The organism is Variovorax sp. NFACC27, from assembly GCF_048301545.1.
Lineage (GTDB): Bacteria > Pseudomonadota > Gammaproteobacteria > Burkholderiales > Burkholderiaceae_C > Variovorax > Variovorax gossypii.
On sequence record NZ_CP157613.1, the window covers coordinates 5,015,451 to 5,038,804 of the forward strand.

The following is a 23,354-nucleotide window of genomic DNA, read 5'->3' on the forward strand; positions in this document are numbered from 1 at the left end:
ATAGCGTTTGCTTGAATCGAGTCACCGCGACCGGAAGCTTCCCGCTTCACCCAAGATCGCGCTGTAATCACCGGAACGAGACGGCCTTGCTCACCATTCAGGTGCCATCGACCGGTTGAACGAAGGGTGCGTTGCAACCGCTGATCCAAACGGAGGTATTCGTTGGCCAAGCTGGACCCTCTGAACACGTCGCGCTACTGGCATGCATCCGGCATCCCCGGCATGGACATGCTGCACGCCGACTTCACCACGCACGAATACGCGCCGCACGTGCACCATTCCTTCGTGATCGCGGTCACCGAGGTGGGAGGCGCGGAATTCAAGAGCCGCGGCCGCACCGGCATTGCGCATCAGCAGGCGCTGCTCGTCTTCAACCCTTCCGAGCCCCATTCGGGCCGCATGGGCGGCAGCAACCGGTGGCGATACCGGGCTCTCTACCTGGCCGACCCGGGCATCAGGCACCTGATGAGCACGCTGGGAGTCGACCAGACCCGATACTTTGGTTCCAACATCTACGACGACCCGGAACTCATTGCCTGCTTCCTGGAGTTGCATCGGGCCTTCGACGGAGACAGCGGCCAATGGGATCCGCTGCGACAGCAGGAGCTCTTCGTCCATAGCTTCGGAACGCTCTTCCAGAACCACGCGCAACCGGGCCAGCGCGTGCTTCCGGTGCCGGCGGATGCGAGCGTGCTCGCGCCGGTGCTGGAACTGCTGCGCGATGCCTTCGCGGAACGCCTGACCCTCGAGCAGATGGCGGCCGCGGCCGACCTCACGCCCTTCCAGCTGATCGGCGCATTCAACCGGACGATCGGCCTGACGCCGCACATGTACCTGACGCAGCTGCGTCTCAGGGCCGCCATCGGTCTTCTCACCGCGGGCCGCCCCCTGATCGAGGCCGCGGTCGCGAGCGGCTTCTACGACCAGAGTGCCCTCACCCGGCACTTCAAGCGCACCTTCGGCATGACGCCTCTGCAGTACGTCCGCGCGCGGATCAACTGAGAGGCCGAGAGCCTGACTCGCCCCCGCGATACGCGCCGGGGCCTTCACTTTTCCCAATACCGCCTCGCGCGACATGAGCGCGCCGGGTCGGCTTTACCTCGTCCGTTCCGGCCTCGCCAGGCCGGCCGAATTCTTTCGGCTCTCTTTTTTGGCTCTTGCTGCTGTGCCGCAATTTTTACCAATACGGCCTCCGGCACCCTGACTATCGTGCAACTAAATGGTTTCGGCCATTGCAAAGTAATCAGTTCGTTTTCAATAGTGTTTAACCCACAGGTGACCCATGCAAAATGTTGATCGCGGCATTACTGGTTCTTCCCTCGCAGGTTCTGCAATCCTGCTGGAAATAGGCGCTGAATACGGAGTCATCGATTTCCTCCAGAAATCGCCGATCGTGGACGCGGCAGCCGCTTCCCGCTCCTGCGGCATCAAGGAATCGGTCATTTCGGCCTACCTCGATTCGCTGAGCAAGGCCGGCATCATCGAGGACCTCGGCACCAAGGCACCGCCCACCTACAAGGTCGGCAGCAATTTCGACGAGCTGATCAACGAGGTCGGGTACCTCTCCTGGGCGCTTCGCGCCTGCGCGCCCCTGATCAACAACGCGAAGGAATTCTCGGAACGCAACGAGGAAGCTCAGGCCAAGTACCCGCGCAGCGGCGGCCTGGTCGCCCGCACGTCGAAGTGGATGGGGGAAAAGTCCTTCTATCCCCAGCCGGAGAACGCCATCGTCGCGATGGCACCAAAGAAAATCGTGGATCTTGGATCGGGCTCCGGCGGCTTCCTGATCCGCATGCTGCGCAAGATCCCGGGCTCCACGGGCGTGGGCATCGACCTGAGCGCATCGGCCACCGAGCAGGCCGTGCAGGCCGCCAAGGACGCCGGCATGAGCGACCGGCTGCAATTCGTGACGGCCCCCATCCAGGTGCTCGTGGAAGACGCGTCCCTCATCAAGGACGCCGACATCATCCACGCGGGCTTCGTCATGCACGACCTGCTTCCGGCCGAGGAAGCGACGCTCGACGCATTGCTGCGCGCCTGCTGCGCCTATGCGATCAAGGGCACTCTGATCATCGTCGATGCAATTCCCGTCGCCCAGTCGAATTGGGAAAAGCCGTTCGCGGCGGCATTCAACCACCTTCACAACCATTTCATGTCCAGGCGTCTTCTTAGCGAAGAAGAGTGGACTGAAAAATTGTTCCGCGCGGGATTTTCCAATGTGCGGATCGAAGTACTCGATCACCCTGGAGGGCGCATGCTGATGGCAAGCAAGTAATCAAGAAATTCAATTCTTCCGTTTTTCCTCGTGGCATTTTTTAACCAACCGTAATTAGGAGAAAGAAATGAGCGTTACCATTTCCGATCTGGTCGAAAGAGTTAAAAGTCATCGTTGCTATTCGCACCCGATTTTCAAGAATTGGGCGAAGGTCGAACCGGAGCCGCCCGTCGTCGGGGCGCTTTTCCACCAGATCCAGAGCTTCTGCGCGTCGACGCGTCCTGGATGGGCCTTCCCCGATGCACTGAAGGCGCACGGGCTGCACAGGCAAAGCGAGCTGCTCGAGGAAATCGTCGAGAGCGAATCGGGCCATGGCCCCGAGCTGGCGACGATGGCCGGCTACATCGTCAACCAGTCGGCCGAGCAGCCCGTCTTCGCGGACCTCTACAACCAGGAGAAGGTCGAGGCGAAGCTGAAGGCCTTCTCAGACCAGCTGCTCGGCTCCCTGCCCGGCTACGACATGGAGACCGGCCTGACCACCCAGGTCCGCAAGGCCATCGGCGTGTTCGACCACCGCAAGCTGACGGACATCGAGAACACCTACCGCAACCTCGGCACCACGCTGGCGCTGGAGATGATCTCGAACCAGCAGCTGATCCCCGGCGAGAAGTACTGCCTGGTGGACAGCGGCATCTACAACGCCGATCTCGAAGTGCCCGAGATGCACTACCTGCTGGAGCACTGGGGCGAAGTCGGCGCCGAGCAGCACCACGAGCAGAACGCGCGCACCGCCGTCGAGCTCGCGCTGAAGACGGAGTACGCGCACCTGGTCATCGAAGGCGCTGACGACTTCCTCGATTCGCTGACCGGCCTCTGGGACATCCTGGACGCGGCCCTGCTGCAGTCCGGCGTCGCGGCGCAGGCGCAGCAGCGCAAGGTGGCCTACGTCTGACGGCGGCCGACGACGTCTTCTCCGCGCTCGGACACAGCGTTCATTGAAGCGAGTCGGGTAGCCACATGGTCGCCTATCTGATTGGCCGGATGTCCATCGTGAATCCGGACCAGTACAACGAGTACAAGCAACTCACGCCCGGCATCGTCGAGAAGTTCGGCGGCAGGTTCCTGACGCGGGGAGGCGAGCGCATGCACCTGGAAGGCGCTCACGACGACAGGCGCGTGGTTCTTGTCGAGTTCAAGACCGCGGACGCGGCGAGGAAGTTCTACGAATCGCCCGAATACACCCACGCAAGAGGGTTGCGAAAAGACGCCGCGGTCGACATGCAGCTCATGGTGATCGAAGGATTCGAAGAGCCGCTACTACGGCCCTAGCTTCTCGCCTTCGCCATGTCTGTCCTCCAGATCATTCACAACAAACCGAGCGATACGACCGATGGAGACCCGGTCGTATCGAACAGAACATGACGACAACCATCGCACTACCGGCTGCCTCGAAGAGCAGCTTCTTCTCGTTCGTCGCGCTGCTGCTGGGCGCGGCGGCATTGGCACTGGGCGGCGTCTTCCTGCGCCACAGCGAACTGCCTCCCACCGCCAGCGCGGTCTACCGGGTGGCGCTCGCGATCCCGATCTTCTTCCTGCTCGACATGCTCGCGGCAAGGGCCGAACCCGTACCCGCGAACATCGCCCCCGCCGACCGGCAGCAGCGCATGCCGGCCATTCCGGTGAAGCTCATCCTCGTTGGCTTCATCTTCTCGGGAAACCTCGCGCTCTATCACTGGTCGATGACGCTGACCACGCTGGCCAACTCCAACCTGCTGGCCAACCTCGCGCCCATCTTCGTGGTCCTCGGCTCCAGGATCTTCCTCGGCAAGCGGTTCAAGCCGGGCTTCCTGTTCGGCATGCTCTTCGCGCTGACCGGCGCGTTCATCCTCATAGGCCACCGGCTCGACTTCGGCTCCAGCTACATGGCGGGCAACCTGCTGGGGCTGCTCACTGCCGTCTTCTACGGCTCCTATCTGCTGGCGGTGAGCCTCGTGCGCTCCAACTACCGGACGATGACCGTCATGGCCTGGAGCAGCGTCGGCACCTTCATCGTGCTGCTGCCCATCACGCTGCTGCGCGGCGAATCGCTCGTGCCGCACACGCTCCACGGCGTGCTGATGCTGGTGGCGCTGGCCGTCGTCTCGCACGTCGGCGGCCAGGGCCTCATCGCCTATGCGCTGGCCAAGCTGCCTGCCGCGATGTCGTCGATCACCCTGCTGATCCAGCCCGTCATAGCCACCGTGTTCGGGGCCTATCTGTTCCACGAGTACCTGAGCGTCACCGAGTTCGTAGGCGCCGTGGTGATCCTGGTCGGCATCGTGACGGCCCGTCGTTTTTCCTGAGAAAGCAATCAAGCATCCCGCACAACCCGAGGAATTCATGTCCCAGTATCTTTGCCACATCGAACCCGACCGCCTCCAGTTCGAGGCCGACGTCATCGCACGCCGGCCGAACGCAGTTCTTCTCGACAAGTCCTACTTCTATCCGGGCGGCGGCGGGCAACTGGCGGATCGCGGCACGCTGCAGTGGAACGGCAGCGAAGTGAAGATCGACCGCATCGAGATGGAAGGCAGGAACGCCTGGCACGTCTTCGACGAATCGGACATCGGCAAGGCCCCCGGCGACAAGGTGGTCGCAAGCGTCGACCAGGACTTCCGCTTCATGATGAGCCAGCTGCACACGGGCCTGCATATCCTCAACGCGCTCGTCTACCAGCGCTTCGAGGGCTCGCTGGTGACGGGCGTGCAGATGGGCGCCGACGGCACGGCTCGCATCGACTTCGACCTGCCCTCCGTCGACAACAACGAGCTGCGCAAGCTCGAGCCCCAGCTCAACAGCCTGATCTCCGACGGCCTGCAGGTGAATGCCGTGTACCTCGACGCGGCGGCGCTCTCGCTCGAGCCCGGCGTGCTGCGCAGCCGCTCGGTCGCGCCGCCTGCCCAGGACGACGGCACCACGCGCATCATCGAGATCGTCGGTCTCGACCGGCAGGCCTGCGGCGGCACGCATCTCGCGAAGACTTCGCAATCGGCGCCGCTGCGCATCCTGAAGATCGAGAACAAGGGGCAGCACAACCGCAGGATCCGGATCGGCCTGCTCAAGTAGGCGGAAAGACATGCCGGCCGAAGCACCACTCGAAGCAGCCAGCTCCCGTCCCCTGCCCGAGGGCTTCCTGCCCTCGAACTGCACCTACGCGGAACAGGACTGGCCCATTCTCGCGAGGCAGTGGTTTCCGGTCTGCCGGGCCGACGATGCGCTTGCCAGGCCCCGGCAGGTGATGGTGCTGAACCTGCGGCTGGTCGTCTACCGGATGCCCGACGGCATCCGCGTCGGCCGCGACATGTGCCCGCATCGCGGGCTGCCGCTGAGCGGCGGCCGCGTCGAGGGCGAAGAACTCGTCTGCGCCTATCACGGCCTGCGATTCGGCTCCGACGGCCAGTGCACGAAGGTGCCGGAGAAGCTCGCGCCGAAGACGGCGGACTGCTTCAAGGTCACGATGTTCCCTGCGGTCGAGCGGCACGGTCTTGTCTGGACTTGCCTGATTCCGAATGCAGGACCGGAGGTTCCCGATGGAACTTCGGATTCACCATTCAAACTTTCAAGCGACCGCTTCGCTGAATCGATGGTTTTCGAATTTTTCGACAGCAGCATGATTGTCGAACCTGAAAATCATCAATCCTTGAAGAACCTCGGACTCACCGAGTACCAAAGGCTTCTCGAAGAGATTGGCTTCAGCAGCGAGACGAGCCATTCTCCGTCATCTGCCGCCTGATCTTTATCAGGCAGAAATTTTCGCCAATATCGCGGCGAATCTACCTGTCATGCTGCACCTCAAAGCGAGGCCAACACATGACGCAATCATTTCGCCAAGCAAGCACTGAAGTCCTTCCTCTATCGGGCATGGATCTCGATGTCCGTCCGGTGGAGCTTCTACTACGACTACGTCGCCTGTTGCTGTTCCTAGCCTGCTTTCGCGGGCATTGATGCGGCGGCCTTGCATTGAAGCCGGTCCGCGCTCGTTCACACGAAATCCAAGAAGCACCAGATGACAGTTTTCTCCACCGAGTCTTTCGCGGACCACGAGCAGGTCGTTTTCATATCCGATGACAAGGTCGGGCTGCGGGCCATCATCGCCATCCACAGCACGCGGCTCGGGCCGGCGCTGGGTGGCTGCCGGATGTACCCGTACGCCGACGAAGCCTCCGCCCTGCGCGACGTGCTGCGGCTGTCGCGCGGCATGACCTTCAAGGCCGCGGCCGCCGGGCTGGGTCTGGGCGGCGGCAAGTCGGTGATCCTCGGCGATCCGCGCAAGAGCAAGACGCCCGAGCTGCTGCGGGCCATGGGCGTGGCAGTCAACCGCCTCGGCGGCCGCTACATCACCGCCGAGGACGTGGGCACTACCGTCGACGACTTCGCCTGGGTGAGGCAGAGCACGCGGCACGTGGTCGGCCTGCCGGTGGCACTGGGCGGCACGGGGGATCCCTCGCCGACCACTGCATTGGGCGTCTATCACGGCATCGTGGCCAGCGTCGCGCACCGGCTCGGTCGCGACCTGCGCGGGCTGACGGTGGCCGTGCAGGGCCTGGGCAACGTCGGCTGGAACCTCTGCCGGCTGCTCGCCGATGCAGGCGCGCACCTGGTGGTGACCGACATAGACGCGACGCTCGCGCACAAGGCCTCCGCCGAATTCGATGCGCTGGTGGTGGAACCCGACGCGATCTACGCCGTGCAGGCCGACGTGTTCGCGCCCTGTGCGATGGGCGCCGTCGTGAACGACCGGACCCTGCCGCAGATGAAGTTCCGGGTGATCGCGGGCGGCTCCAACAACCAGCTTGCGCGCGACGAGCACGGCAGGCAGCTGCGCGACAGGGAGATCCTGTACGCGCCCGACTTCGTCATCAACGCGGGCGGCCTGATCCGCGTGGCGTCGGAGCACGAGGGCTTCAACGCCGCGAAGGTGGATGCGCAGGTGGAAGGCATCGGCGCCACGCTGCAGCGGATCTTCGAACTCGCCTCCCGCACCGGCACGCCGACCCATTCCGCAGCCATGCAGCTGGTGCAGGAGCGGCTGGGCGGACATCCCGCACAGCCCGGGCAACCCTTGCATCCGGCCGGCGGCGTCCGCGGCGGCGGCAACAACACTCTCGCCGAGCGTGTCGCATGAACACCATCGAGATCCTTCGCGCCCTGGTGGCATTCGACACGACCTCGCATCGCTCCAACCTCGACCTGATCCACTGGATCGCCGACTACCTCGCGGGGCACGGCGTCAAGGTGCAGCTCGTGCACAGCGACGACAAGCGAAAGGCGAACCTGCTCGCCAGCATCGGTCCCGACATTGCCGGCGGCATGGTGCTCTCGGGGCACAGCGATGTCGTGCCCGTGACCGACCAGAACTGGACTTCGAGTCCCTTCGCGCTGGCCGAGCGCAACGGCCGCTTCCACGGCCGCGGCGCGGCGGACATGAAGGGCTTCATCGCCGCCAGTCTCTCGGCCGTGCCCGCATGGCGGCGGCAACGGCTGCGCCGGCCGATCCACCTGGCCTTCTCCTACGACGAGGAGATCGGTTGCCTCGGCGTTCCGCAGCTCGTGGAGCAACTGAAGGCCCAGGTGCCGGCGCCTGCGCTGGCCATCATCGGCGAGCCGACCGAAATGCGGGTCGGCGTGAGGCACCGCGGCTTCTTCGGGCACCGGGCCATCTTCACCGGGCTGCCCGCGCATTCGAGCGACCCGTCGCTCGGTGCCAGCGCGATCGAGCCGGCGGCATACCTGGTCACCCGCCTGGCCGGGCTGCGGCGTCGCCTGGCGGACCAGGGCGGCGAAGCCACGATCAACATCGGCCGCATCGACGGAGGCACGGCAATCAACATCGTGCCGGGCTGCTGCGAGGTGCTGTGGGAGTTCCGCCCGAAGGACGAAGCGACGGCCGAGCTCGTTCGCAGCACGGTCCGCGAAGCGCTGGCCGACCTTCCCGCGGGCGTCACTGTCGAGGCTTCGCAGGTCGCAGGCGTGCCGGCGCTCTCGGCGCGCGACAACGACGCGGCCGTCTCGGTGGCACGCGAGCTCGGCGCCCTCTGGCCCGAGGCGGAGCTGCCCTTCGGCACCGAGGCAGGCTTCTTCCAGCAGGTCGGCATCTCGACGGTGGTGTGCGGCCCGGGCTCCATCGCCCAGGCCCACCAGCCCGACGAATGGATCGCCGCATCGCAACTGCAGGCGGCCGACCGCTTCATGCAGTCGGCCGGCGCCTGGGCGCTGGCCAAGCCCGCCGCCCGTCTCACTTCAACCCTCAAGACAGCATGAAAAACATCGACGCAGCCGCGCTGGCGGACGCCACCAGCAACTTCTCCCCGCTCGCCCCCGGCGCCCACGTGGCGCAAGGCGTGCAGACCCACGACGCCAGGCGCCGGACGATTCTTGCGGCGGTCATCGGCAACACGCTGGAGTGGTTCGACTTCGCCGTCTACGGCTTCTTCGCGCTCACCATTTCAAGGCTCTTCTTCCCCACGGGCGACGAGACCTCCTCTCTGCTGCTGACGGTCGCGACCTTCGGCGTGGGCTTCGTGATGCGGCCGATCGGTGCGATCGTGCTGGGCGCGCTCGGCGACTCGCGCGGGCGCAAGGCTGCGCTGTCCACCACGATCCTGCTGATGGCGCTGGGCACGGCCATGATCGGCTTCGCGCCGACGTACGCCGACGCGGGCCTCTGGGCACCTGCGTGGATCGTGGTGGCGAGGCTGATCCAGGGCTTCTCCGCCGGCGGCGAGGTCGGTGGCGCGACGGCATTCCTCGTCGAGCACGCGCCCAAGGGGCGCAGGGGCTACTTCGCAAGCTGGCAGCAGGCGAGTCAGGCTGGCGCGCTGCTTCTGGGTTCGGTCTTCGGCGCGACGCTCACCGACGTGCTGACGCCCGAGCAGCTCGAGGCGTGGGGATGGCGGATTCCGTTCCTGTTCGGACTCGTCATCGGCCCAGTGGGTTGGTACATCCGCACCCGGACGCAGGAGTCGGAGAGCTTCGTGCAGGCCAAGGCGGCCCAGGGCCAGCACGGCCAGGCCTCCCCGCTGAAGCGGGCGCTCGGCTCCTACCGCAAGGAAATCATTGCCGGCTTCGGCGTGACCATCGTGTGGACGGTGTGCACGTATTTCTTCCTCGTCTACATGCCGACCTATGCGGTGCGCACGCTGAAGCTGCCGCAGAGCGTGTCGCTGTGGGCGAACGGCGCGGGGCTGATGGTGCTGGTGGTGCTGGCGCCCTTCTTCGGCGCGCTGTCGGACCGGATCGGCCGCAGGCCCCTGCTGATCGGCTTCGCCACCGCGATCCTCGTGCTGGCCTATCCGGCGCTGTGGCTCCTCACGGCCGTGCCCAACCCGTCGACCCTGACCATCGTGCTGCTGGTCTTCGCGGTGCTGATCGCCGGCTTCACCGGCCCCGCGCCCGCTGCGATGGCCGAGCTCTATCCACCGGAGGTGAGGTCCACGGGTCTCTCCATTGCCTACAACTTCGCTGTCACGATCTTCGGAGGCTTCGCGCCGTTCATTGCAACGGCGCTGATCGCGCGGACCGGGAATCCGCTCGCTCCAGCCTGGTACGTGGTGTTCGCGGCGGCGGCCAGCCTGGTCGCGCTGCTGGCCGCCGGCTCGGCCCTGCGCAACAGGGACTGAGGCCGACGCGACCGATCGCTCGACCAATCAATCGATCAATAAATCGTCCCTCTCGAAAAAGAAAACACCACGCCACATGCCAGATCTAAAGAGCACCCTGAACCTGCTGACGACCCCGTTCCCGATGAAGGGAGACCTGCCCCGGCGCGAGCCGGCGCTGGTCGAGCGCTGGGCGCGGCTGCGCATCTACGAGCGGATGCGCGCCGCGGCGGCGGGACGCCCGCCGTTCATCCTGCACGACGGCCCGCCGTATGCGAACGGCGACATCCACATCGGGCACGCGGTGAACAAGGTGCTCAAGGACATGGTCTTCAAGAGCCGCTTCTTCGACGGCTTCGACTCGCAGTGGATTCCCGGCTGGGACTGCCACGGCATGCCCATCGAGCACCGCATCGAGCAGATGAACGGCCGGGGCCTGCCGACCGAGCAGGTGCAGCAGCTGTGCCGCGAATACGCCCTTTCGCAGACGCAGAGCCAGAAGAAGGACTTCCTGCGCCTGGGCCTGCTCGGCGACTGGGACAACGCCTTTCGCACGATGGATTTCGAGACCGAGGCCAACGAGATCCGCTTTCTCGACCGCATCCGGCAACGCGGCCTTCTGTTTCGCGGCCAGAAGCCGGTGAACTGGTGCGTCGATTGCCAGTCGGCCCTGGCCGAGGCGGAGCTGGAGTATGCGAACAAGCGATCGACGACCGCGTATGTGGGGCAGCGGGTCGTGGATGCGGCCGACCTCGCGGCGCGCTTCAGCCTTGCCATCGCGCCCGGCAGGCAGGCCCGCGTGGTGATCTGGACCACGACTCCGTGGACGCTGCCCGGCAACGCGGCCGTAGGCCTGGACCCGCAGGCCAGCTACGGCCTGTACGACTCGCCCGACGGCATGCTGGTGATGGCGGCGGAGACCGGCGGCAAGCTGCTGCAGTCCTTCGGTGTCGAGCACGAGCTCTGCGCGGTCGCGCCGGGCGCCGACCTCGTCGGGCTCGTGCTGAAGCATCCGCTGCAGGACGTCGGCGTGCCCGTGGTGGCCGCCGACTTCGTCTCGCTGGAGACCGGCACCGGCCTCGTGCACCTCGCGCCGGCGCACGGCGCGGAAGACTTCGAGCTGTGCCGCGGCCTCGGCATCGCCGGCGACAACGTGATCGACGGTGCCGGCCGCTTCGTGGCGAGCCTGCCTGCCATCGGCGGCATGTCGCTCGAGGAAGGCAGCAAGGCCATTCTCGAAATTCTGAAGGCGGATGGCTCGCTGCTCAGGCAGGAGCGCATCGAGCATTCGTACCCTCACTGCTGGCGCCACAAGACGCCGATCCTGTTCCGCTCGACGACGCAATGGTTCATTGCCATGGACCATCCCGCGACGGGCGATGCGCGCACGCTGCGCGAGACCGCGCGAGAGGCGATCAGGGACGTGCCGTTCTACCCCGCCTCGGGCCGCTCGCGCATGGAGGCGATGATCGACGGGCGGCCCGACTGGTGCGTCTCGCGGCAGCGCGCCTGGGGCGTTCCCCTCGCCTTCTTCGTCAGGCGCAGCGACAACTCGCTGCACCCCGAGACCTCACGCCTCATCGAGGAAGTGGCGCGGCGCGTGGAGCGCGAAGGAATTTCCGCCTGGACTCGATTGAGTCCCGCGGACCTGGGCGTGGATGAGTCGGAGTTCGAGAAGCTGTCCGATACCCTCGACGTGTGGTTCGACTCCGGCTCCATCCACGCAACCGTCTACCGGAACCCGCGGCGCCCCGACGCGCACGGCCATCCGGCGGACCTGTACCTGGAGGGCTCCGACCAGCACAGGGGCTGGTTCGGCTCCTCGCTCATGACGGGCTGCGCGGCGGACGGCCACGCGCCGTTCAAGGCCGTGCTGACCCATGGCTTCGCCGTCGACGGGAACGGCAAGAAGATGAGCAAGTCGCTGGGCAACACGGTGAGCCCCCAGCAGGTGGCCGGCACGCGGGGCGCGGAGATCATCCGGCTGTGGATCGCGAGCACCGACTACTCGACGGACATCTCCGTCTCGGAAGAGATCCTGGACCGCGTCGTCGAGATGTACCGGCGCATCCGCAACACGATCCGCTTCCTGCTGCTGAACGTTTCGGACTTCGATGCGGGTACCGACCGGGTGCCCGTGGAATATCTCGAAAGCGTCGACCGGCACGCTCTGGCCCGTTGCCGCGAACTCGCGGAGCAATGCCGCAAGGGCTATCGCGACTACGACTTCGTGGCCGTCACACGGCTGGTGCACGGCTACTGCGCCGACGAACTCGGCGGCTTCTATCTCGACGTGCTGAAAGACCGGCTGTACGCCAGCGCACGCGACAGCCGCGACAGGCGCTCCGCGCAGACGGCGCTGCACGTCATCCTGGAGAACCTGCTGCTGCTCGTGGCCCCCATCCTCAGCTTCACGGCCGAGGAAGCCTGGGGGGTGCTGCACGAATCGTCCGCCGGGGACGACAGCGTGTTCCTCCACACCTGGGACGAGGCCGTGCCGCCGGTTACGAACGATCCGGAGGCTGCCGAGTTCTGGCGGCACGCGAGGCAGCTCCGACCGAGCGTGATGAAGGCCATCGAGGATGTCCGCTCGTCCGGGAGCATCGGCCGATCGGGCGAGGCGAGCGTTGTCATCGAGGCGCCTGCCGAGATCGTCGAATCGCTTTCGTTCCTGCGCGCCGAGCTGGCGTCGATCTTCATCGTTGCCGACGTGGCCTTGAAGGAGGCCGACAAGGTCGACGTCAAGGTCAGGCGCACCGCGTCGCTGCGCTGCATGAGGTGCTGGAGGCACGACGCCTCGGTGCATGACGACACCGATGCCGAGCAGGGAATGCTTTGCGACCGCTGCAGGACGGTGCTGGCCGGCTTTCCCGAGCTGTCCGGTGCGTGAGGCAGGCGCGCAAGCCGATGCCTTGCTCAGGACGGGGGAGTCTCGCCCTGCCCGCGCTCCGCCAGGAAGTCGATGAATGCCCGCACGCGCGATGGCAGCAGGCGGCCGTGCGGATACATCAGGCTGACGGGACGTGAACGCCCGCCGAAGGGCTGCAGCACCTCGACCAGCTCGCCATTGGCCAGCTCCTTCTCGACCGTGAAGCGATAGGCCTGGAAGAGCCCCGCTCCGGCCTTGGCCAGGGTCACGCCGGCGAGCACGTCCTCCGCGCAGTTGTAGTGGCCCGTGGAGAAGACTTCCTTCTCGCGGCCGTCTTCCATGAACAGCCACGCGATCTGCCTGCCGCTGCTGGGCAGGTCGAACTGGATGCACTCGTGCTGCGCCAGGTCCGCGAGCGTGGCGGGCCGGCCCGCGCGCTGAAGGTAGCCGGGGCTGGCGACGACGACCAGTTCGGCGTCTTCGAGGTGCCGGGCCACCATCGTCGAATCGGGTTGAGCCCGCAGGCGGATCGCGACGTCGAAGTTCTCTTCGCGAAAGTCGACGTTGCGGTTGCTGACGTGCACCTCCACGCGGATCAGCGGGTACTGCGCGCGAAACGCGGGCAGCAGCGGCAGCAGGCGGTGGTGCCCGTAGGTGGTGGGTGCGCTGATGCGGATGGTGCCGCTGGGCTGCACCTGTTCGCCGGTGACCTTGCGCTCCGCCTCGACCAGTTGCTGGAGCGCGGCACGGCATTGCTCGAAGTACTCCCGGCCTGCCTCGGTAAGGCGACTGCTGCGCGTGGAGCGCACGAACAGGCGCACGCCCAGGCGCTTTTCGAGGCGCGAGACCGACCGGCTGACCGCCGCGGGCGTGACGCCCGCGATGCTGGCTGCCGCGGTGAAGTTGCCCGACTCCGCGGCGAGGCAGAACAGCTCGATGCTGCCCAGCAGCACGTCGTCGAATTGCCGATGCATATTCATTACGCCATGTATCAATACAAGTGCTCTGGAGCCTATTTTTTGCGCATGACGTTGTCAATAAAGTCCCACTCAACCGGTGGGCGCACTGAAAAAAGCTACCGGCCTCCCTGAAACCCAACCCATCCGAGGTACTCCATGAGCAAGTCTGAACAGAACACCGTCGTCATCACCGGCGCCAGCAGCGGCATCGGCCTGGGCCTGGCCGATGCCTTCCTGAAGCGGGGCTACAACGTGGTCGGCACCGGCCGCTCCGCCGATCGCCTGCAGGCCGCGGCCCGCACGCTCGATGCGGGAGACCGCTTCCTCGCCGTCGCGGGTGATGCCGGCCGGCCCGAGTCCGCGAAGAATGTCTTCGAGCAAGCCATCACCCGCTTCGGCAAGGTGGACGTGCTGGTGAACAACGCCGGCATCTTTGCCGCACAGCCCTTCGTGCAGTTCACGCCCGAACAGATCGAGGAACAGATCGGCACCAACCTGAAGGGCGTGCTGTACGCGTCGCAGGAGGCGGCCCGCCACATGATCGGGCGCAAGCGGGGGAAGATCGTCAACATCACGGCCGCGCTGGCGATGCAGCCGCACAGTGGCGTGCCCGCGCTGCTGGCGGTCGCGCTGAAGGGCGGCGTCAACGATGCCACGCGCGCGCTGGCGCTCGAGCTGGCACCGCACGGCATCACCGTCAACGCCGTCGCGCCGGGCCTGGTCGATACGCCGATGCATGCGCCGCAGTCGCACGACTTCCTGGCCAAGCTGGCGCCGCTCAATCGCATCGCAAGCGTGGGCGAGATCGCGGACGCGGTGCTCTACCTGGTCGACGCGGACTTCGTGACCGGCACCGTGCTTCCGGTCGACGGCGGCTTCAGCGCGGGCCGCTGAGGCGCTTTTTTTCATCCTTCATCCGCACGTCAAAAAGGAGAAAGACACCATGCCATTCGTCAGCATCCGCATCACCCGCGAGGGCAACACCGCCGAGCAGAAGGCCCAGGTGATCAAGGAAGTCACCGAGACGCTGGAGCGCGTACTGCACAAGCCGCCGGAGTGGACCCACATCACCATCGAGGAGATCGACACCGACAACTGGGGCTTCGCGGGCGTCACGACCACCGAGATGCGCAAGGCCCAGGCTTCGGGCAAGCGCTAGGCTGGGCGACCCGATCTGCCACAGGGCAAAAGAAAAAGCCCCGTCGATCAAACGATCAACGGGGCTTCATCAACTTGGCGGAACCGGAGGGATTCGAACCCTCGATGAGGCTCTACACCCCATACTCCCTTAGCAGGGGAGCACCTTCGGCCACTCGGTCACAGTTCCTGAAAGAAGCCGAGATTATGCCACTACTTAGGCGCCCGGCTGATCCAGATCGAAGGCTTTATGCAGTGCGCGCACTGCCAATTCCATATATTTTTCATCGATCACGACCGAAGTCTTGATTTCGCTGGTCGAGATCATCTGGATGTTGATGCCCTCTTCGCTCAGTACGCGGAACATCTTGCTCGCCACGCCCACGTGGCTGCGCATGCCGATGCCGACGATGCTGACCTTGCAGATCTTGGTGTCGCCGACCACTTCGGTCGCGCCCAGCGAGGGCATCACCTTCGACTGCAGCAGGTCGATCGTCCGCGCGTATTCGTTGCGGTGGACGGTGAAGCTGAAGTCGGTCTTTCCGTCCTTGCTGAGGTTCTGGATGATCACGTCGACTTCGATGTTGGCGTCGGCCACGGCACCGAGGATGTGATACGCGATGCCCGGCTTGTCGGGCACGCCGAGCACCGAGATCTTGGCTTCGTCGCGGTTGAATGCGATGCCGGATACGACGGCTTGTTCCATGTTTTCGTCTTCCTCGAAAGTGATCAGCGTGCCGGACTTGGCCTCTTCATTGATGTCGATGTCCCACGGCGTGAAGCTCGAAAGCACGCGCAGCGGCACCTTGTACTTGCCGGCGAATTCCACCGAGCGGATCTGCAGCACCTTGGAGCCCAGGCTCGCCATCTCGAGCATCTCTTCGAAGCTCACGGTGGTCAGGCGGCGCGCATCGGGCTCGACGCGCGGGTCGGTCGTGTAGACGCCGTCGACGTCGGTGTAGATCAGGCATTCGTTCGCCTTCATCGCCGCGGCGATGGCCACGGCCGAAGTGTCGCTGCCGCCACGGCCCAGCGTGGTGATGTTGCCCTCGTCGTCCACGCCCTGGAAGCCGGTGATGACCACCACCTTGCCGGCGTTCAGGTCGGCCATCACGCGCTCGTTGTCGATGCTCTCGATACGTGCCTTGGTGTAGGAGTTGTCGGTGCGCACCGAAACCTGCCAGCCCGCGTAGCTCACGGCCTCGACGCCCTCGGCCTGCAGCGCGATGGCCAGCAGGGCCGACGAAGCCTGCTCGCCGGTGGAAGCCAGCATGTCGAGCTCGCGGTTGTGGGCCACGCCCGGTTTGCTGGGCGCCAGTTCCTTGGCCAAGCCGAGCAGGCGGTTGGTCTCGCCGCTCATGGCACTCGGAACCACGATCATCTGGTGGCCTGCGCGCGCCCACTTGGCGACGCGCTTGGCGACATTCTTGATGCGCTCGGTCGAGCCCATCGACGTACCGCCGTATTTGTGAACGATCAATGCCATGGGTGAATTCAGAGAAAAGAAAAGGGCCGCTGGATAGGCGACGCCCTGCAAGCGGTCAGAGCGAAGTCTTCGGCGAGGGCGGGGCATTGTACCAATGCAGGAAATCGCCCTTCCGCTCGACGAAGCCGGCGGCCACCTTGAGGTGGATGCGATGCCCCCGCGTGACGCACGCGCGGACCTGGTCGAGCAGTTGGTCGAGCTGCGCCGCGCTGGGCGCGCAGCCGTGCGACTGCATCAGCCAGTGGCGCAGCAGGTTGGCCTGGCGCGCGCGCGTCAGCGTCTGCAGAGTGGCGATGCGCGGCGGGCTCCCCACGCTTTCCAGGTCCTGGGCCGCCAGCTCGTTCAGCAGCTGCTGGGCCTGTGCGGCGTGGCCCACGCTGCGCGCGAAGGTGGCGCGGAATTGGGGAAAGGCCTGCTCCAGCGCGGGCAGCAGCACGGAGCGGATCCTGTTGCGCGTGTAGCGCGCGTCGTCGTTGGTCGGATCCTCGATCCACTGGAGGTCACGGCCGGCCAGCCATTCGCGGATCTCGGCGCCCGCGACCCCGAGCAGCGGCCTGTAAATGTCGAGCCCGTTGCGCTGCGCATGCGCCGGCATGGCAGCCAGCCCCGGCAACCCCGCGCCGCGCGACAATGCAAGAAGCAGCGTCTCGACCTGATCGTCGGCATGGTGCCCGAGCGCCACGGATCGGACGGCTGCCCCGCCCTCCCCGTTGCGTGCCATTTCCGCAAACGCCGCATAGCGTGCGCGCCGTGCCGCATCTTCAGGGCTTTCGCCTTGCGCATGCCGCGCATCGACGCGATGGACGATCAAGCGCACGCCCAGCCGCTCGCAGGTCGAGCGGCAATGCTGCTCGAATCCGTCGGCCGCGGCCTGCAGCCCGTGATGCACATGGAAAGCGACCACCTGCCCCGGCCAGCGCAATGCGCAGGCAGCGAGCAAGGCCGTCGAATCGGCGCCTCCGCTGAACCCCACCGCCAGCGGCCAGTGCGCCGGCTCGAACGCGGCAATGGCGCGTTCGAAAGCGGAGTTCATGACAGCGCCCGCGTATTACCTGCCGCTGCTCTCGGCCTTGGTGTCGTTGAAGCGGCCGTAGCTCTGCAGGCGCTCGTAGCGGCGCTCCAGCAGTTCCTTCGGCTTCAGGTCGCTGACCTGGCGGAAGGCGTCGTTGAGGGCGCGCTTGAGGAAAGCCGCCATCTGGCGATGGTCGCGGTGCGCGCCGCCGACGGGCTCGTTCACGATCTTGTCGACCAGGCCCAGCGCCTTCAGGCGATGCGCGGTGATGCCCAGCGCATCGGCTGCTTCCTGCGCCTTCTCGCCTGTCTTCCAGAGGATGGAAGCGCAGCCTTCGGGGCTGATCACGGAGTAGATCGAGTACTGCAGCATCAGCAGCTGATCGCCGACCGAGATGGCCAGCGCGCCGCCGGAGCCGCCCTCGCCGATGATCGTGACGATGATCGGCACCTCGAGCTGCGCCATCTCGAAGATGTTGCGGCCGATGGCTTCCGACTGGCCGCGTTCCTCGGCGTCGATGCCGGGGTATGCGCCGGGCGTGTCCACGAAGGTGAACACCGGCAGCTTGAACTTCTCGGCCGTCTTCATCAGACGCAGCGCCTTGCGGTAACCCTCGGGCTTGCTCATGCCGAAGTTGCGCGCGGTGCGCTCCTTCGTGTCGCGGCCCTTCTGATGACCGATGACCATGCAGGGCACGCCGTTGAAGCGAGCGAGACCGCCCACGATCGACAGGTCGTCCGAGAAGTGACGGTCGCCGTGCAGTTCGACGAAGTCGGTGAAGATTTCGTTGACGTAGTCCAGCGTGTAGGGGCGCTCCGGATGCCGTGCGATCTTGGTGATCTGCCAGGGCGTCAGGTCGCTGTAGATGTCCTTGGTGAGCTGCTGGCTCTTCTTGCCGAGCTGATCAATTTCTTCAGAGATGTCGACCGCGGATTCGGTCTGCACATAACGCAATTCTTCGATCTTTGTTTCGAGCTCGGCAATCGGCTGCTCGAAGTCGAGGAAGGTTCGTTTCGCCAACGTCTTCTCCTGTTTATTTCAGTTTGCTGCCCGTCGATCCGCCGCGTTCTCATTCCAGGAACACCAAGGATCCGGCTTTGCCGGGCCTTAGGTGTTGCCCCCTCGAGGGGGTTGGCGAAGCGACACGAAGTGCGCGCAGCCTGGGGGTGTTGCTAGTACGCGACTGGAGCGGGATCCAGCGATCGCCAAATATACCAAGTCGCCACGCTGCAATAAGGCGCCCAGGCCACTGCGACGTCGCGGGCATCGCTGCGGCTGACCGGATCGCCCGAAAAGTAGTTGACGCTGATGCCGTTGAGCAGCCCCAGGTCGTCTACAGGCAGCACGTTCGGGCGCATCAGGTGGAAGATGAGGAACATCTCGGCCGTCCAGCGGCCGATGCCGCGGATGGCCACGAGCTCCTCGATGATCTGCTCGTCGTCCATGTCCTTCCATGCATCGACGTGCACCAGGCCCGAGTCGAAATGCAGGGCCAGGTCGACGAGGTACTCGATCTTGCGGGCGGACAACCCCGCCCCGCGCATGTCGTCGACCTTGAGCTTGAGCACGTTGGCCGGCGTCAGCTTGCGCGGCAGCGCGGCGAACTTGTCCCAGACCGACTGGGCGGCCTTCACCGAGATCTGCTGGCCGACCACGCTGCGCGCGAGCGTGGTGAACGCGTCGCCGCGCGACTCCAGGCAGGCGTCGCCGAACTTCGGAATCAGCCGCTTCATGACGCGGTCTTTCCGGGAGAGATGCTTGCATGCCTCCTCCCAATAGTCCGGCGTGTAGATCGTGACGCTGGACTTCCTGGGGGCGGGCATGGGGTTCGTCGTTCCGTTCACTGCGCAGCCGCCCAGGTCGTGCCCGTGGGCGAATCCTTGAGCACGATGCCCTGCTCGAGGAGTTCCTGGCGGATGCGGTCGGCTTCGGCGAAGTTCTTCGCTGCCTTGGCGGCGGCGCGTGCGTCGATCTTCGACTGGATGGTGGCTTCGTCGAGCGTTGTTCCGGCGCGCAGGAAGGCCTTCGGGTCGCCCTGCAGGATGTTCAGGCAGCCGCCCAGCGCCTTCAGCAGGCCGGCCTGCGTGGCCGACTGCGTGCGGTTCACTTCGCCCGCCAGCTCGAAGAGCACCGCCACCGCCTCGGGCGTCGCGAAGTCTTCGTCCATCGCGGCCCTGAAGCGCGCTGCGTGCGGGTCGGCCCAGTCGACCTTCACGTCGGCCGGGGCCACGAGGTCGAGCGCCGTGTACAGCCGCTTGAGCGAGGCGCGTGCATCGTCGAGGTGCACGTCGCTGTAGTTCAGCGGACGGCGGTAGTGCGCGCGCAGCACGAAGAAACGGATCGTCTCCGCGTCGTACTTCTTGAGCACGTCGCGGATCAGGAAGAAGTTGCCCAGGCTCTTGGACATCTTCTCGTTGTCGGTCACGATGAAGCCGTTGTGCATCCAGTAGTTGGCCAGCGGCTTGCCGTTCGCGCCTTCGCTCTGCGCGATCTCGTTCTCGTGGTGCGGGAACTGCAGGTCCTCGCCGCCGCCGTGGATGTCCAGCGTCTCGCCGAGCAGTTCGCAGGCCATGGCCGAGCACTCGATGTGCCAGCCCGGGCGGCCCGCGCCGAACTCGCTGGCCCACTTCACCTCTTCGGGTTCGCTGGCCTTGGCGCTCTTCCAGAGCACCGGGTCGAGCGGATCGTCCTTGCCGTCGAGCACGGCCACGCGCTCGCCGGCATGCAGCTCGTCGATCGACTTGCCGCTGAGCTTGCCGTAGCCCGGGAACTTGCGCACCGCATAGTTCACGTCGCCGTTCTCGGCGCGATAGGCCAGGCCCTTCTTCTCGAGCGTGCCGATCATCGACAGCATCTGCGGGATGTAGTCGGTGGCGCGCGGCTCGTGCGTGGGGCGCTCGATGCCGAGCGCGTCGGCGTCCTCGTGCAGCGCGTCGATCATGCGGTCGGTCAGCGCGCGGATGCTCTCGCCGTTTTCAACGGCGCGGCGGATGATCTTGTCGTCGATGTCGGTGATGTTGCGAACGTAGGTCACGTCGAAGCCGCTCGACTTGAGCCAGCGCTGCACGATGTCGAAGGCGATCATCGATCGGGCATGGCCGAGATGGCAGTAGTCGTAGACCGTCATGCCGCAGACGTACATGCGCACCTTTCCCGGTTGCAATGGGGAGAAATCCTCCAATTCACGCGACAGCGTGTTGTAGATGCGCAGACTCATGAGATTCGGAAAGCGTCATTTCGCGCGCGTGCGGCACGGGCGAAAGACGGTGTTTTTCAGGGGTGACGGGGACTGTGGTCGCGAGGGGGTCGACATGGCCCCTCGGCTACAATCCGGGCAAGTATAAACGGCTGCCACCGCGCAGCGTCCGGGTGTTCCCCAAGCCCGCAAGCCTTCATCTCCCCCCATTTCCGTCGAGGCTTCATGAAGCACGCCGCATTCTCCAGACTCTCCATTGCCTTCGCACTGCTGTTCGGCCTCTGGGGCTCCGCAGCCCATGCGAACGAGTACGACGACGTGAACGCGCTGCTGCGCCAGGGCAAGTCGAACGAGGCGCTCGCCAAGGCCGACACCTACATCGCCGGCAAGCCGCGCGACCCGCAGATGCGCTTCCTGCGCGGCGTGATCCTCACCGAGCAGAACAAGCAGGCCGAGGCCATCATCGCCTTCACGCAGCTCACGCAGGACTTCCCCGAGCTTTCCGAGCCCTACAACAACCTGGCCGCGCTATATGCGTCGCAGAGCAAGTTCGACCAGGCGCGCGCCGCCCTCGAGCAGGCGCTCAAGCTCAACCCGAACTACGCCACGGCGCACGAAAACCTCGGCGACGTGTATGCGCGTCTCGCGGCACAGGAATACGTGCGCGCCCAGCAGTTCGCCAGCACCAACGCCAGCGTCGCGCCCAAGCTCGCGCTGATCCGCCAGATCTTCACCTCGAAGACCGAGGCCGAGGCGGCGGCCCTGCCCGCGGCGCCCGTGGTCATCCGCAAGCCGGTCGGCCGCACCAGCAAGTAAGCAGCCAGTCGCCGCCGTCCCGGACGCCGCAATGGCGCCCACCGCGCGGCCCCGTTCCCTCATCCGCAAACGGAGCTCCATTTGACGATCAACTCCCTCTCCCGTTTCAGCCGCCGCGGCGCCCTCGTGCTGGCCGCAGCCTTCGCGTTCGCCGCCACCGGCCACGCGCAATCGGCAACGCCGCGCGTCAAGCTCGCCACCTCGGCCGGCGACATCGTGATCGAGCTCGACGAGGCCAAGGCGCCCAAGACGGTCGAGAACTTCCTGCAGTACGTCAAGGACAAGCACTACGACGGCACGGTCTTCCACCGCGTCATCGACGGCTTCATGATCCAGGGCGGCGGCTTCACGGCCGACCTGCAGCAAAAGTCCACGCGCGCCCCCATTCCGCTGGAAGCCAGCAACGGCCTGAAGAACGACAAGTACACGATCGCCATGGCCCGCACCGGCAACCCCAACTCGGCGACCTCGCAGTTCTTCATCAACGTGAAGAACAACGACTCGCTCAACGCCCCCAACCCCGATGGCTACGGCTACACCGTGTTCGGCAAGGTCGTTGCCGGCACCGATGTGGTCGACAAGATCCGCGCGGTGGCCACCGGCAACAAGGGCGGCATGCAGAACGTGCCGCTCGAGGCCGTCACCATCAAGTCCGCCACCGTGGTGGCGAAGTAATCCCTTTCAAGTAGGAGTCCTCTCATGAGCAATCCCCAAATCGAACTGCACATCAAGAACCTCGGCGTGATCACGCTCGAACTCGACGCCGACAAGGCGCCGAAGTCGGCCGAGAACTTCGTCGCGTACGTGAAGAAGGGTCACTACGACAACACGGTGTTCCACCGCGTGATCCCCGGCTTCATGGTGCAAGGCGGCGGTTTCGAGCCCGGCATGAAGCAGAAGCCCACCGACGCCGAGATCCAGAACGAAGGCAACAACGGCCTGAAGAACGACAACTACACCGTGGCCATGGCCCGCACCAGCGCGCCCCACTCGGCCACCGCCCAGTTCTTCATCAACGTGGCCGACAACGGCTTCCTGAACCACACCGCCCCCACGGCCCAGGGCTGGGGCTATGCCGTGTTCGGCAAGGTCACCAAGGGCACCGAGGTGGTCGACAAGATCAAGGGCGTGAAGACCGGCCGCAAGGGCTTCCATGACGACGTGCCCCTCGAGGACGTCGTGATCGAAAAGGCCGTCGTCATCGCCGAATGACCGGCGATCGGCTCGGCTCGGCAGCAGCGGCGGCGGCATGAGCACGGTGGCGAACCCGGCCTTTTCGGAGCTGGTGGCGCCGCCCGCATGGCGCACGGTCGACCTCATCTCCGACCTGCACCTGCAGGCCGGCGAGCCAGCCACCTTCGAGGCCTGGCAAGGCTACCTGCAGACCACGCCGGCGGACGCCCTCATCATCCTCGGCGACCTGTTCGAGGTGTGGGTGGGCGACGATTCCGCCACCCAGCCCGGCTTCGAGGCGCAATGCGCCGAACTCCTGCGCCAGACCGCGCAGCGGCTGCCGGTGTTCTTCATGCACGGCAACCGCGACTTTCTCGTCGGTGCCGCGTTCGCCGCGCAATGCAGCCTCACCCTGCTCGATGACCCGACGGTGCTGGTGCTGCACGGCCGGCGCTGGCTGCTGAGCCACGGCGACATCCTCTGCCTCGAGGACACCGATTACCTCAAGTTCCGCGCGCAGGTGCGCACGCCCGGGTGGCAGGCCGCATTCCTCGCCCGGCCGCTGGAAGAGCGCCGCGCGCTCGCGCGCTCCATGCGCGTGCAGAGCGAAGACCGCAAGCGCAATCCGTCGATGGTCTGGGCCGATGTCGATACCGCCGCGGCGCGCGACTGGCTGCATCGCGCCAACGCCCATGCGCTGGTGCACGGCCATACGCACCGCCCGGCCGACCACGACTTGGGCAACGGCCTGCGCCGCATCGTGCTGAGCGACTGGGATGCCGACGCGCATCCGCCGCGCGCGCAACTCCTCTGCCTGTCCGCCGCCGGCGCACAGCGCGTCGACCTGCGCTAGC

At 65.6% G+C, this 23,354-nt stretch carries 23 protein-coding genes and 1 tRNA gene; 17 read left to right on the forward strand and 7 right to left on the reverse strand.

Going from position 1 to position 23,354, the window contains the following annotated elements:
* Positions 1 to 162 precede the first annotated feature (162 nt).
* The 11 genes from ABL840_RS23495 to ileS all read left to right on the forward strand — a co-directional run bounded on the left by ABL840_RS23495 (position 163) and on the right by ileS (position 12,742).
* Positions 163 to 1,002 carry an AraC family transcriptional regulator gene (locus ABL840_RS23495; protein ID WP_093202703.1) on the forward strand — a complete coding sequence of 280 codons (840 nt, stop codon included), beginning with the start codon at positions 163 to 165 and terminating at the stop codon, positions 1,000 to 1,002.
* 280 nt (positions 1,003 to 1,282) lie between these two features.
* Positions 1,283 to 2,275 carry a class I SAM-dependent methyltransferase gene (locus ABL840_RS23500; protein WP_093202706.1) on the forward strand — a complete coding sequence of 331 codons (993 nt, stop codon included), beginning with the start codon at positions 1,283 to 1,285 and terminating at the stop codon, positions 2,273 to 2,275.
* 67 nt (positions 2,276 to 2,342) lie between these two features.
* On the forward strand, positions 2,343 to 3,167 hold the full coding sequence (locus ABL840_RS23505) for a hypothetical protein (RefSeq protein WP_093202709.1): 825 nt from the start codon (positions 2,343 to 2,345) through the stop codon (positions 3,165 to 3,167).
* A gap of 65 nt (positions 3,168 to 3,232) precedes the next feature.
* Positions 3,233 to 3,544 carry a DUF1330 domain-containing protein gene (locus ABL840_RS23510; protein ID WP_093306205.1) on the forward strand — a complete coding sequence of 104 codons (312 nt, stop codon included), beginning with the start codon at positions 3,233 to 3,235 and terminating at the stop codon, positions 3,542 to 3,544.
* A gap of 89 nt (positions 3,545 to 3,633) precedes the next feature.
* Positions 3,634 to 4,557, forward strand: coding sequence for a DMT family transporter (locus tag ABL840_RS23515; RefSeq protein WP_093202714.1), 924 nt, complete (start codon positions 3,634 to 3,636; stop codon positions 4,555 to 4,557).
* Between the two features lie 37 nt (positions 4,558 to 4,594).
* Positions 4,595 to 5,320: an alanyl-tRNA editing protein gene (locus ABL840_RS23520; RefSeq protein ID WP_093306203.1), complete on the forward strand. Its 726-nt coding sequence runs from the start codon at positions 4,595 to 4,597 to the stop codon at positions 5,318 to 5,320.
* Between the two features lie 10 nt (positions 5,321 to 5,330).
* Entirely contained in the window at positions 5,331 to 5,987 is a 657-nt protein-coding gene (locus tag ABL840_RS23525; protein ID WP_093306201.1) for a Rieske 2Fe-2S domain-containing protein, read from the forward strand.
* 273 nt (positions 5,988 to 6,260) lie between these two features.
* Positions 6,261 to 7,379: a Leu/Phe/Val dehydrogenase gene (locus ABL840_RS23530; RefSeq protein WP_418115986.1), complete on the forward strand. Its 1,119-nt coding sequence runs from the start codon at positions 6,261 to 6,263 to the stop codon at positions 7,377 to 7,379.
* On the forward strand, positions 7,376 to 8,515 hold the full coding sequence (argE, locus tag ABL840_RS23535; RefSeq protein ID WP_093202722.1) for an acetylornithine deacetylase: 1,140 nt from the start codon (positions 7,376 to 7,378) through the stop codon (positions 8,513 to 8,515). Before ABL840_RS23530 ends, argE begins: the two co-directional genes overlap by 4 nt.
* Positions 8,512 to 9,873, forward strand: a complete 1,362-nt coding sequence (locus tag ABL840_RS23540; RefSeq protein WP_093202725.1) for an MFS transporter — start codon at positions 8,512 to 8,514, stop codon at positions 9,871 to 9,873. Before argE ends, ABL840_RS23540 begins: the two co-directional genes overlap by 4 nt.
* Positions 9,874 to 9,949: 76 nt before the next feature.
* Positions 9,950 to 12,742: an isoleucine--tRNA ligase gene (ileS, locus tag ABL840_RS23545; protein WP_093306199.1), complete on the forward strand. Its 2,793-nt coding sequence runs from the start codon at positions 9,950 to 9,952 to the stop codon at positions 12,740 to 12,742.
* Positions 12,743 to 12,768: 26 nt separating this feature from the next.
* Here the strand turns inward: ileS and ABL840_RS23550 are convergent, their stop codons facing one another.
* Positions 12,769 to 13,695 carry a LysR family transcriptional regulator gene (locus ABL840_RS23550; RefSeq protein ID WP_093306197.1) on the reverse strand — a complete coding sequence of 309 codons (927 nt, stop codon included), beginning with the start codon at positions 13,693 to 13,695 and terminating at the stop codon, positions 12,769 to 12,771.
* Positions 13,696 to 13,836: 141 nt separating this feature from the next.
* On the opposite strand from ABL840_RS23550, the gene ABL840_RS23555 reads away from it, so the two are divergent.
* Positions 13,837 to 14,574 (forward strand): SDR family NAD(P)-dependent oxidoreductase, encoded by a 738-nt coding sequence (locus tag ABL840_RS23555; RefSeq protein WP_093306195.1) that lies wholly within the window; start codon positions 13,837 to 13,839, stop codon positions 14,572 to 14,574.
* A 13-nt stretch (positions 14,575 to 14,587) separates the two neighbouring features.
* The gene (locus ABL840_RS23560) at positions 14,588 to 14,839 is read left to right on the forward strand and encodes a tautomerase family protein (RefSeq protein WP_276318368.1); all 252 of its coding nucleotides are present in this window, start codon (positions 14,588 to 14,590) and stop codon (positions 14,837 to 14,839) included.
* Positions 14,840 to 14,914: 75 nt separating this feature from the next.
* On the opposite strand, the gene ABL840_RS23565 is transcribed toward ABL840_RS23560, so the two are convergent.
* From ABL840_RS23565 to cysS, 6 genes are all read right to left on the reverse strand, one after another.
* Positions 14,915 to 15,007, reverse strand: a tRNA-Ser gene (locus ABL840_RS23565).
* Positions 15,008 to 15,034: 27 nt separating this feature from the next.
* The gene (locus ABL840_RS23570) at positions 15,035 to 16,303 is read right to left on the reverse strand and encodes an aspartate kinase (protein ID WP_093202738.1); all 1,269 of its coding nucleotides are present in this window, start codon (positions 16,301 to 16,303) and stop codon (positions 15,035 to 15,037) included.
* Between the two features lie 55 nt (positions 16,304 to 16,358).
* A complete protein-coding gene (gene tilS, locus ABL840_RS23575) occupies positions 16,359 to 17,336 on the reverse strand; it encodes a tRNA lysidine(34) synthetase TilS (RefSeq protein WP_093306193.1) in 978 nt (325 codons plus the stop codon).
* A gap of 15 nt (positions 17,337 to 17,351) precedes the next feature.
* On the reverse strand, positions 17,352 to 18,335 hold the full coding sequence (locus ABL840_RS23580) for an acetyl-CoA carboxylase carboxyltransferase subunit alpha (protein ID WP_093306191.1): 984 nt from the start codon (positions 18,333 to 18,335) through the stop codon (positions 17,352 to 17,354).
* Positions 18,336 to 18,487: 152 nt separating this feature from the next.
* Positions 18,488 to 19,138 carry a DNA-3-methyladenine glycosylase family protein gene (locus ABL840_RS23585; RefSeq protein WP_093306189.1) on the reverse strand — a complete coding sequence of 217 codons (651 nt, stop codon included), beginning with the start codon at positions 19,136 to 19,138 and terminating at the stop codon, positions 18,488 to 18,490.
* 17 nt (positions 19,139 to 19,155) lie between these two features.
* Complete coding sequence (gene cysS / locus ABL840_RS23590; RefSeq protein ID WP_093306187.1) at positions 19,156 to 20,532, reverse strand: cysteine--tRNA ligase; 1,377 nt, start codon at positions 20,530 to 20,532, stop codon at positions 19,156 to 19,158.
* Positions 20,533 to 20,736: 204 nt separating this feature from the next.
* Here cysS and ABL840_RS23595 point away from each other — a divergent pair, with 204 nt between their 5' ends.
* The 4 genes from ABL840_RS23595 to ABL840_RS23610 all read left to right on the forward strand — a co-directional run bounded on the left by ABL840_RS23595 (position 20,737) and on the right by ABL840_RS23610 (position 23,353).
* Positions 20,737 to 21,327 (forward strand): tetratricopeptide repeat protein, encoded by a 591-nt coding sequence (locus ABL840_RS23595; protein WP_093202751.1) that lies wholly within the window; start codon positions 20,737 to 20,739, stop codon positions 21,325 to 21,327.
* A gap of 81 nt (positions 21,328 to 21,408) precedes the next feature.
* Complete coding sequence (locus ABL840_RS23600) at positions 21,409 to 22,002, forward strand: peptidylprolyl isomerase (RefSeq protein ID WP_093306186.1); 594 nt, start codon at positions 21,409 to 21,411, stop codon at positions 22,000 to 22,002.
* 24 nt (positions 22,003 to 22,026) lie between these two features.
* Positions 22,027 to 22,539: a peptidylprolyl isomerase gene (locus tag ABL840_RS23605; RefSeq protein ID WP_093306184.1), complete on the forward strand. Its 513-nt coding sequence runs from the start codon at positions 22,027 to 22,029 to the stop codon at positions 22,537 to 22,539.
* A gap of 37 nt (positions 22,540 to 22,576) precedes the next feature.
* On the forward strand, positions 22,577 to 23,353 hold the full coding sequence (locus ABL840_RS23610) for a UDP-2,3-diacylglucosamine diphosphatase (RefSeq protein ID WP_093306183.1): 777 nt from the start codon (positions 22,577 to 22,579) through the stop codon (positions 23,351 to 23,353).
* Position 23,354: the final 1 nt, after the last annotated feature.

Coding starts and splice junctions, on each gene's coding strand:
- ABL840_RS23500 (WP_093202706.1), top strand. CDS start 1,283: ATGCAAAATGTTGATCGCGGCATTACTGGTTCTTCCCTCGCAGGTTCT.
- ABL840_RS23505 (WP_093202709.1), top strand. CDS start 2,343: ATGAGCGTTACCATTTCCGATCTGGTCGAAAGAGTTAAAAGTCATCGT.
- ABL840_RS23510 (WP_093306205.1), top strand. CDS start 3,233: ATGGTCGCCTATCTGATTGGCCGGATGTCCATCGTGAATCCGGACCAG.
- ABL840_RS23515 (WP_093202714.1), top strand. CDS start 3,634: ATGACGACAACCATCGCACTACCGGCTGCCTCGAAGAGCAGCTTCTTC.
- ABL840_RS23520 (WP_093306203.1), top strand. CDS start 4,595: ATGTCCCAGTATCTTTGCCACATCGAACCCGACCGCCTCCAGTTCGAG.
- ABL840_RS23525 (WP_093306201.1), top strand. CDS start 5,331: ATGCCGGCCGAAGCACCACTCGAAGCAGCCAGCTCCCGTCCCCTGCCC.
- ABL840_RS23530 (WP_418115986.1), top strand. CDS start 6,261: ATGACAGTTTTCTCCACCGAGTCTTTCGCGGACCACGAGCAGGTCGTT.
- argE (WP_093202722.1), top strand. CDS start 7,376: ATGAACACCATCGAGATCCTTCGCGCCCTGGTGGCATTCGACACGACC.
- ABL840_RS23540 (WP_093202725.1), top strand. CDS start 8,512: ATGAAAAACATCGACGCAGCCGCGCTGGCGGACGCCACCAGCAACTTC.
- ileS (WP_093306199.1), top strand. CDS start 9,950: ATGCCAGATCTAAAGAGCACCCTGAACCTGCTGACGACCCCGTTCCCG.
- ABL840_RS23550 (WP_093306197.1), bottom strand. CDS start 13,695: ATGCATCGGCAATTCGACGACGTGCTGCTGGGCAGCATCGAGCTGTTC.
- ABL840_RS23555 (WP_093306195.1), top strand. CDS start 13,837: ATGAGCAAGTCTGAACAGAACACCGTCGTCATCACCGGCGCCAGCAGC.
- ABL840_RS23570 (WP_093202738.1), bottom strand. CDS start 16,303: ATGGCATTGATCGTTCACAAATACGGCGGTACGTCGATGGGCTCGACC.
- tilS (WP_093306193.1), bottom strand. CDS start 17,336: ATGAACTCCGCTTTCGAACGCGCCATTGCCGCGTTCGAGCCGGCGCAC.
- ABL840_RS23585 (WP_093306189.1), bottom strand. CDS start 19,138: ATGCCCGCCCCCAGGAAGTCCAGCGTCACGATCTACACGCCGGACTAT.
- cysS (WP_093306187.1), bottom strand. CDS start 20,532: ATGAGTCTGCGCATCTACAACACGCTGTCGCGTGAATTGGAGGATTTC.
- ABL840_RS23595 (WP_093202751.1), top strand. CDS start 20,737: ATGAAGCACGCCGCATTCTCCAGACTCTCCATTGCCTTCGCACTGCTG.
- ABL840_RS23605 (WP_093306184.1), top strand. CDS start 22,027: ATGAGCAATCCCCAAATCGAACTGCACATCAAGAACCTCGGCGTGATC.
- ABL840_RS23610 (WP_093306183.1), top strand. CDS start 22,577: ATGAGCACGGTGGCGAACCCGGCCTTTTCGGAGCTGGTGGCGCCGCCC.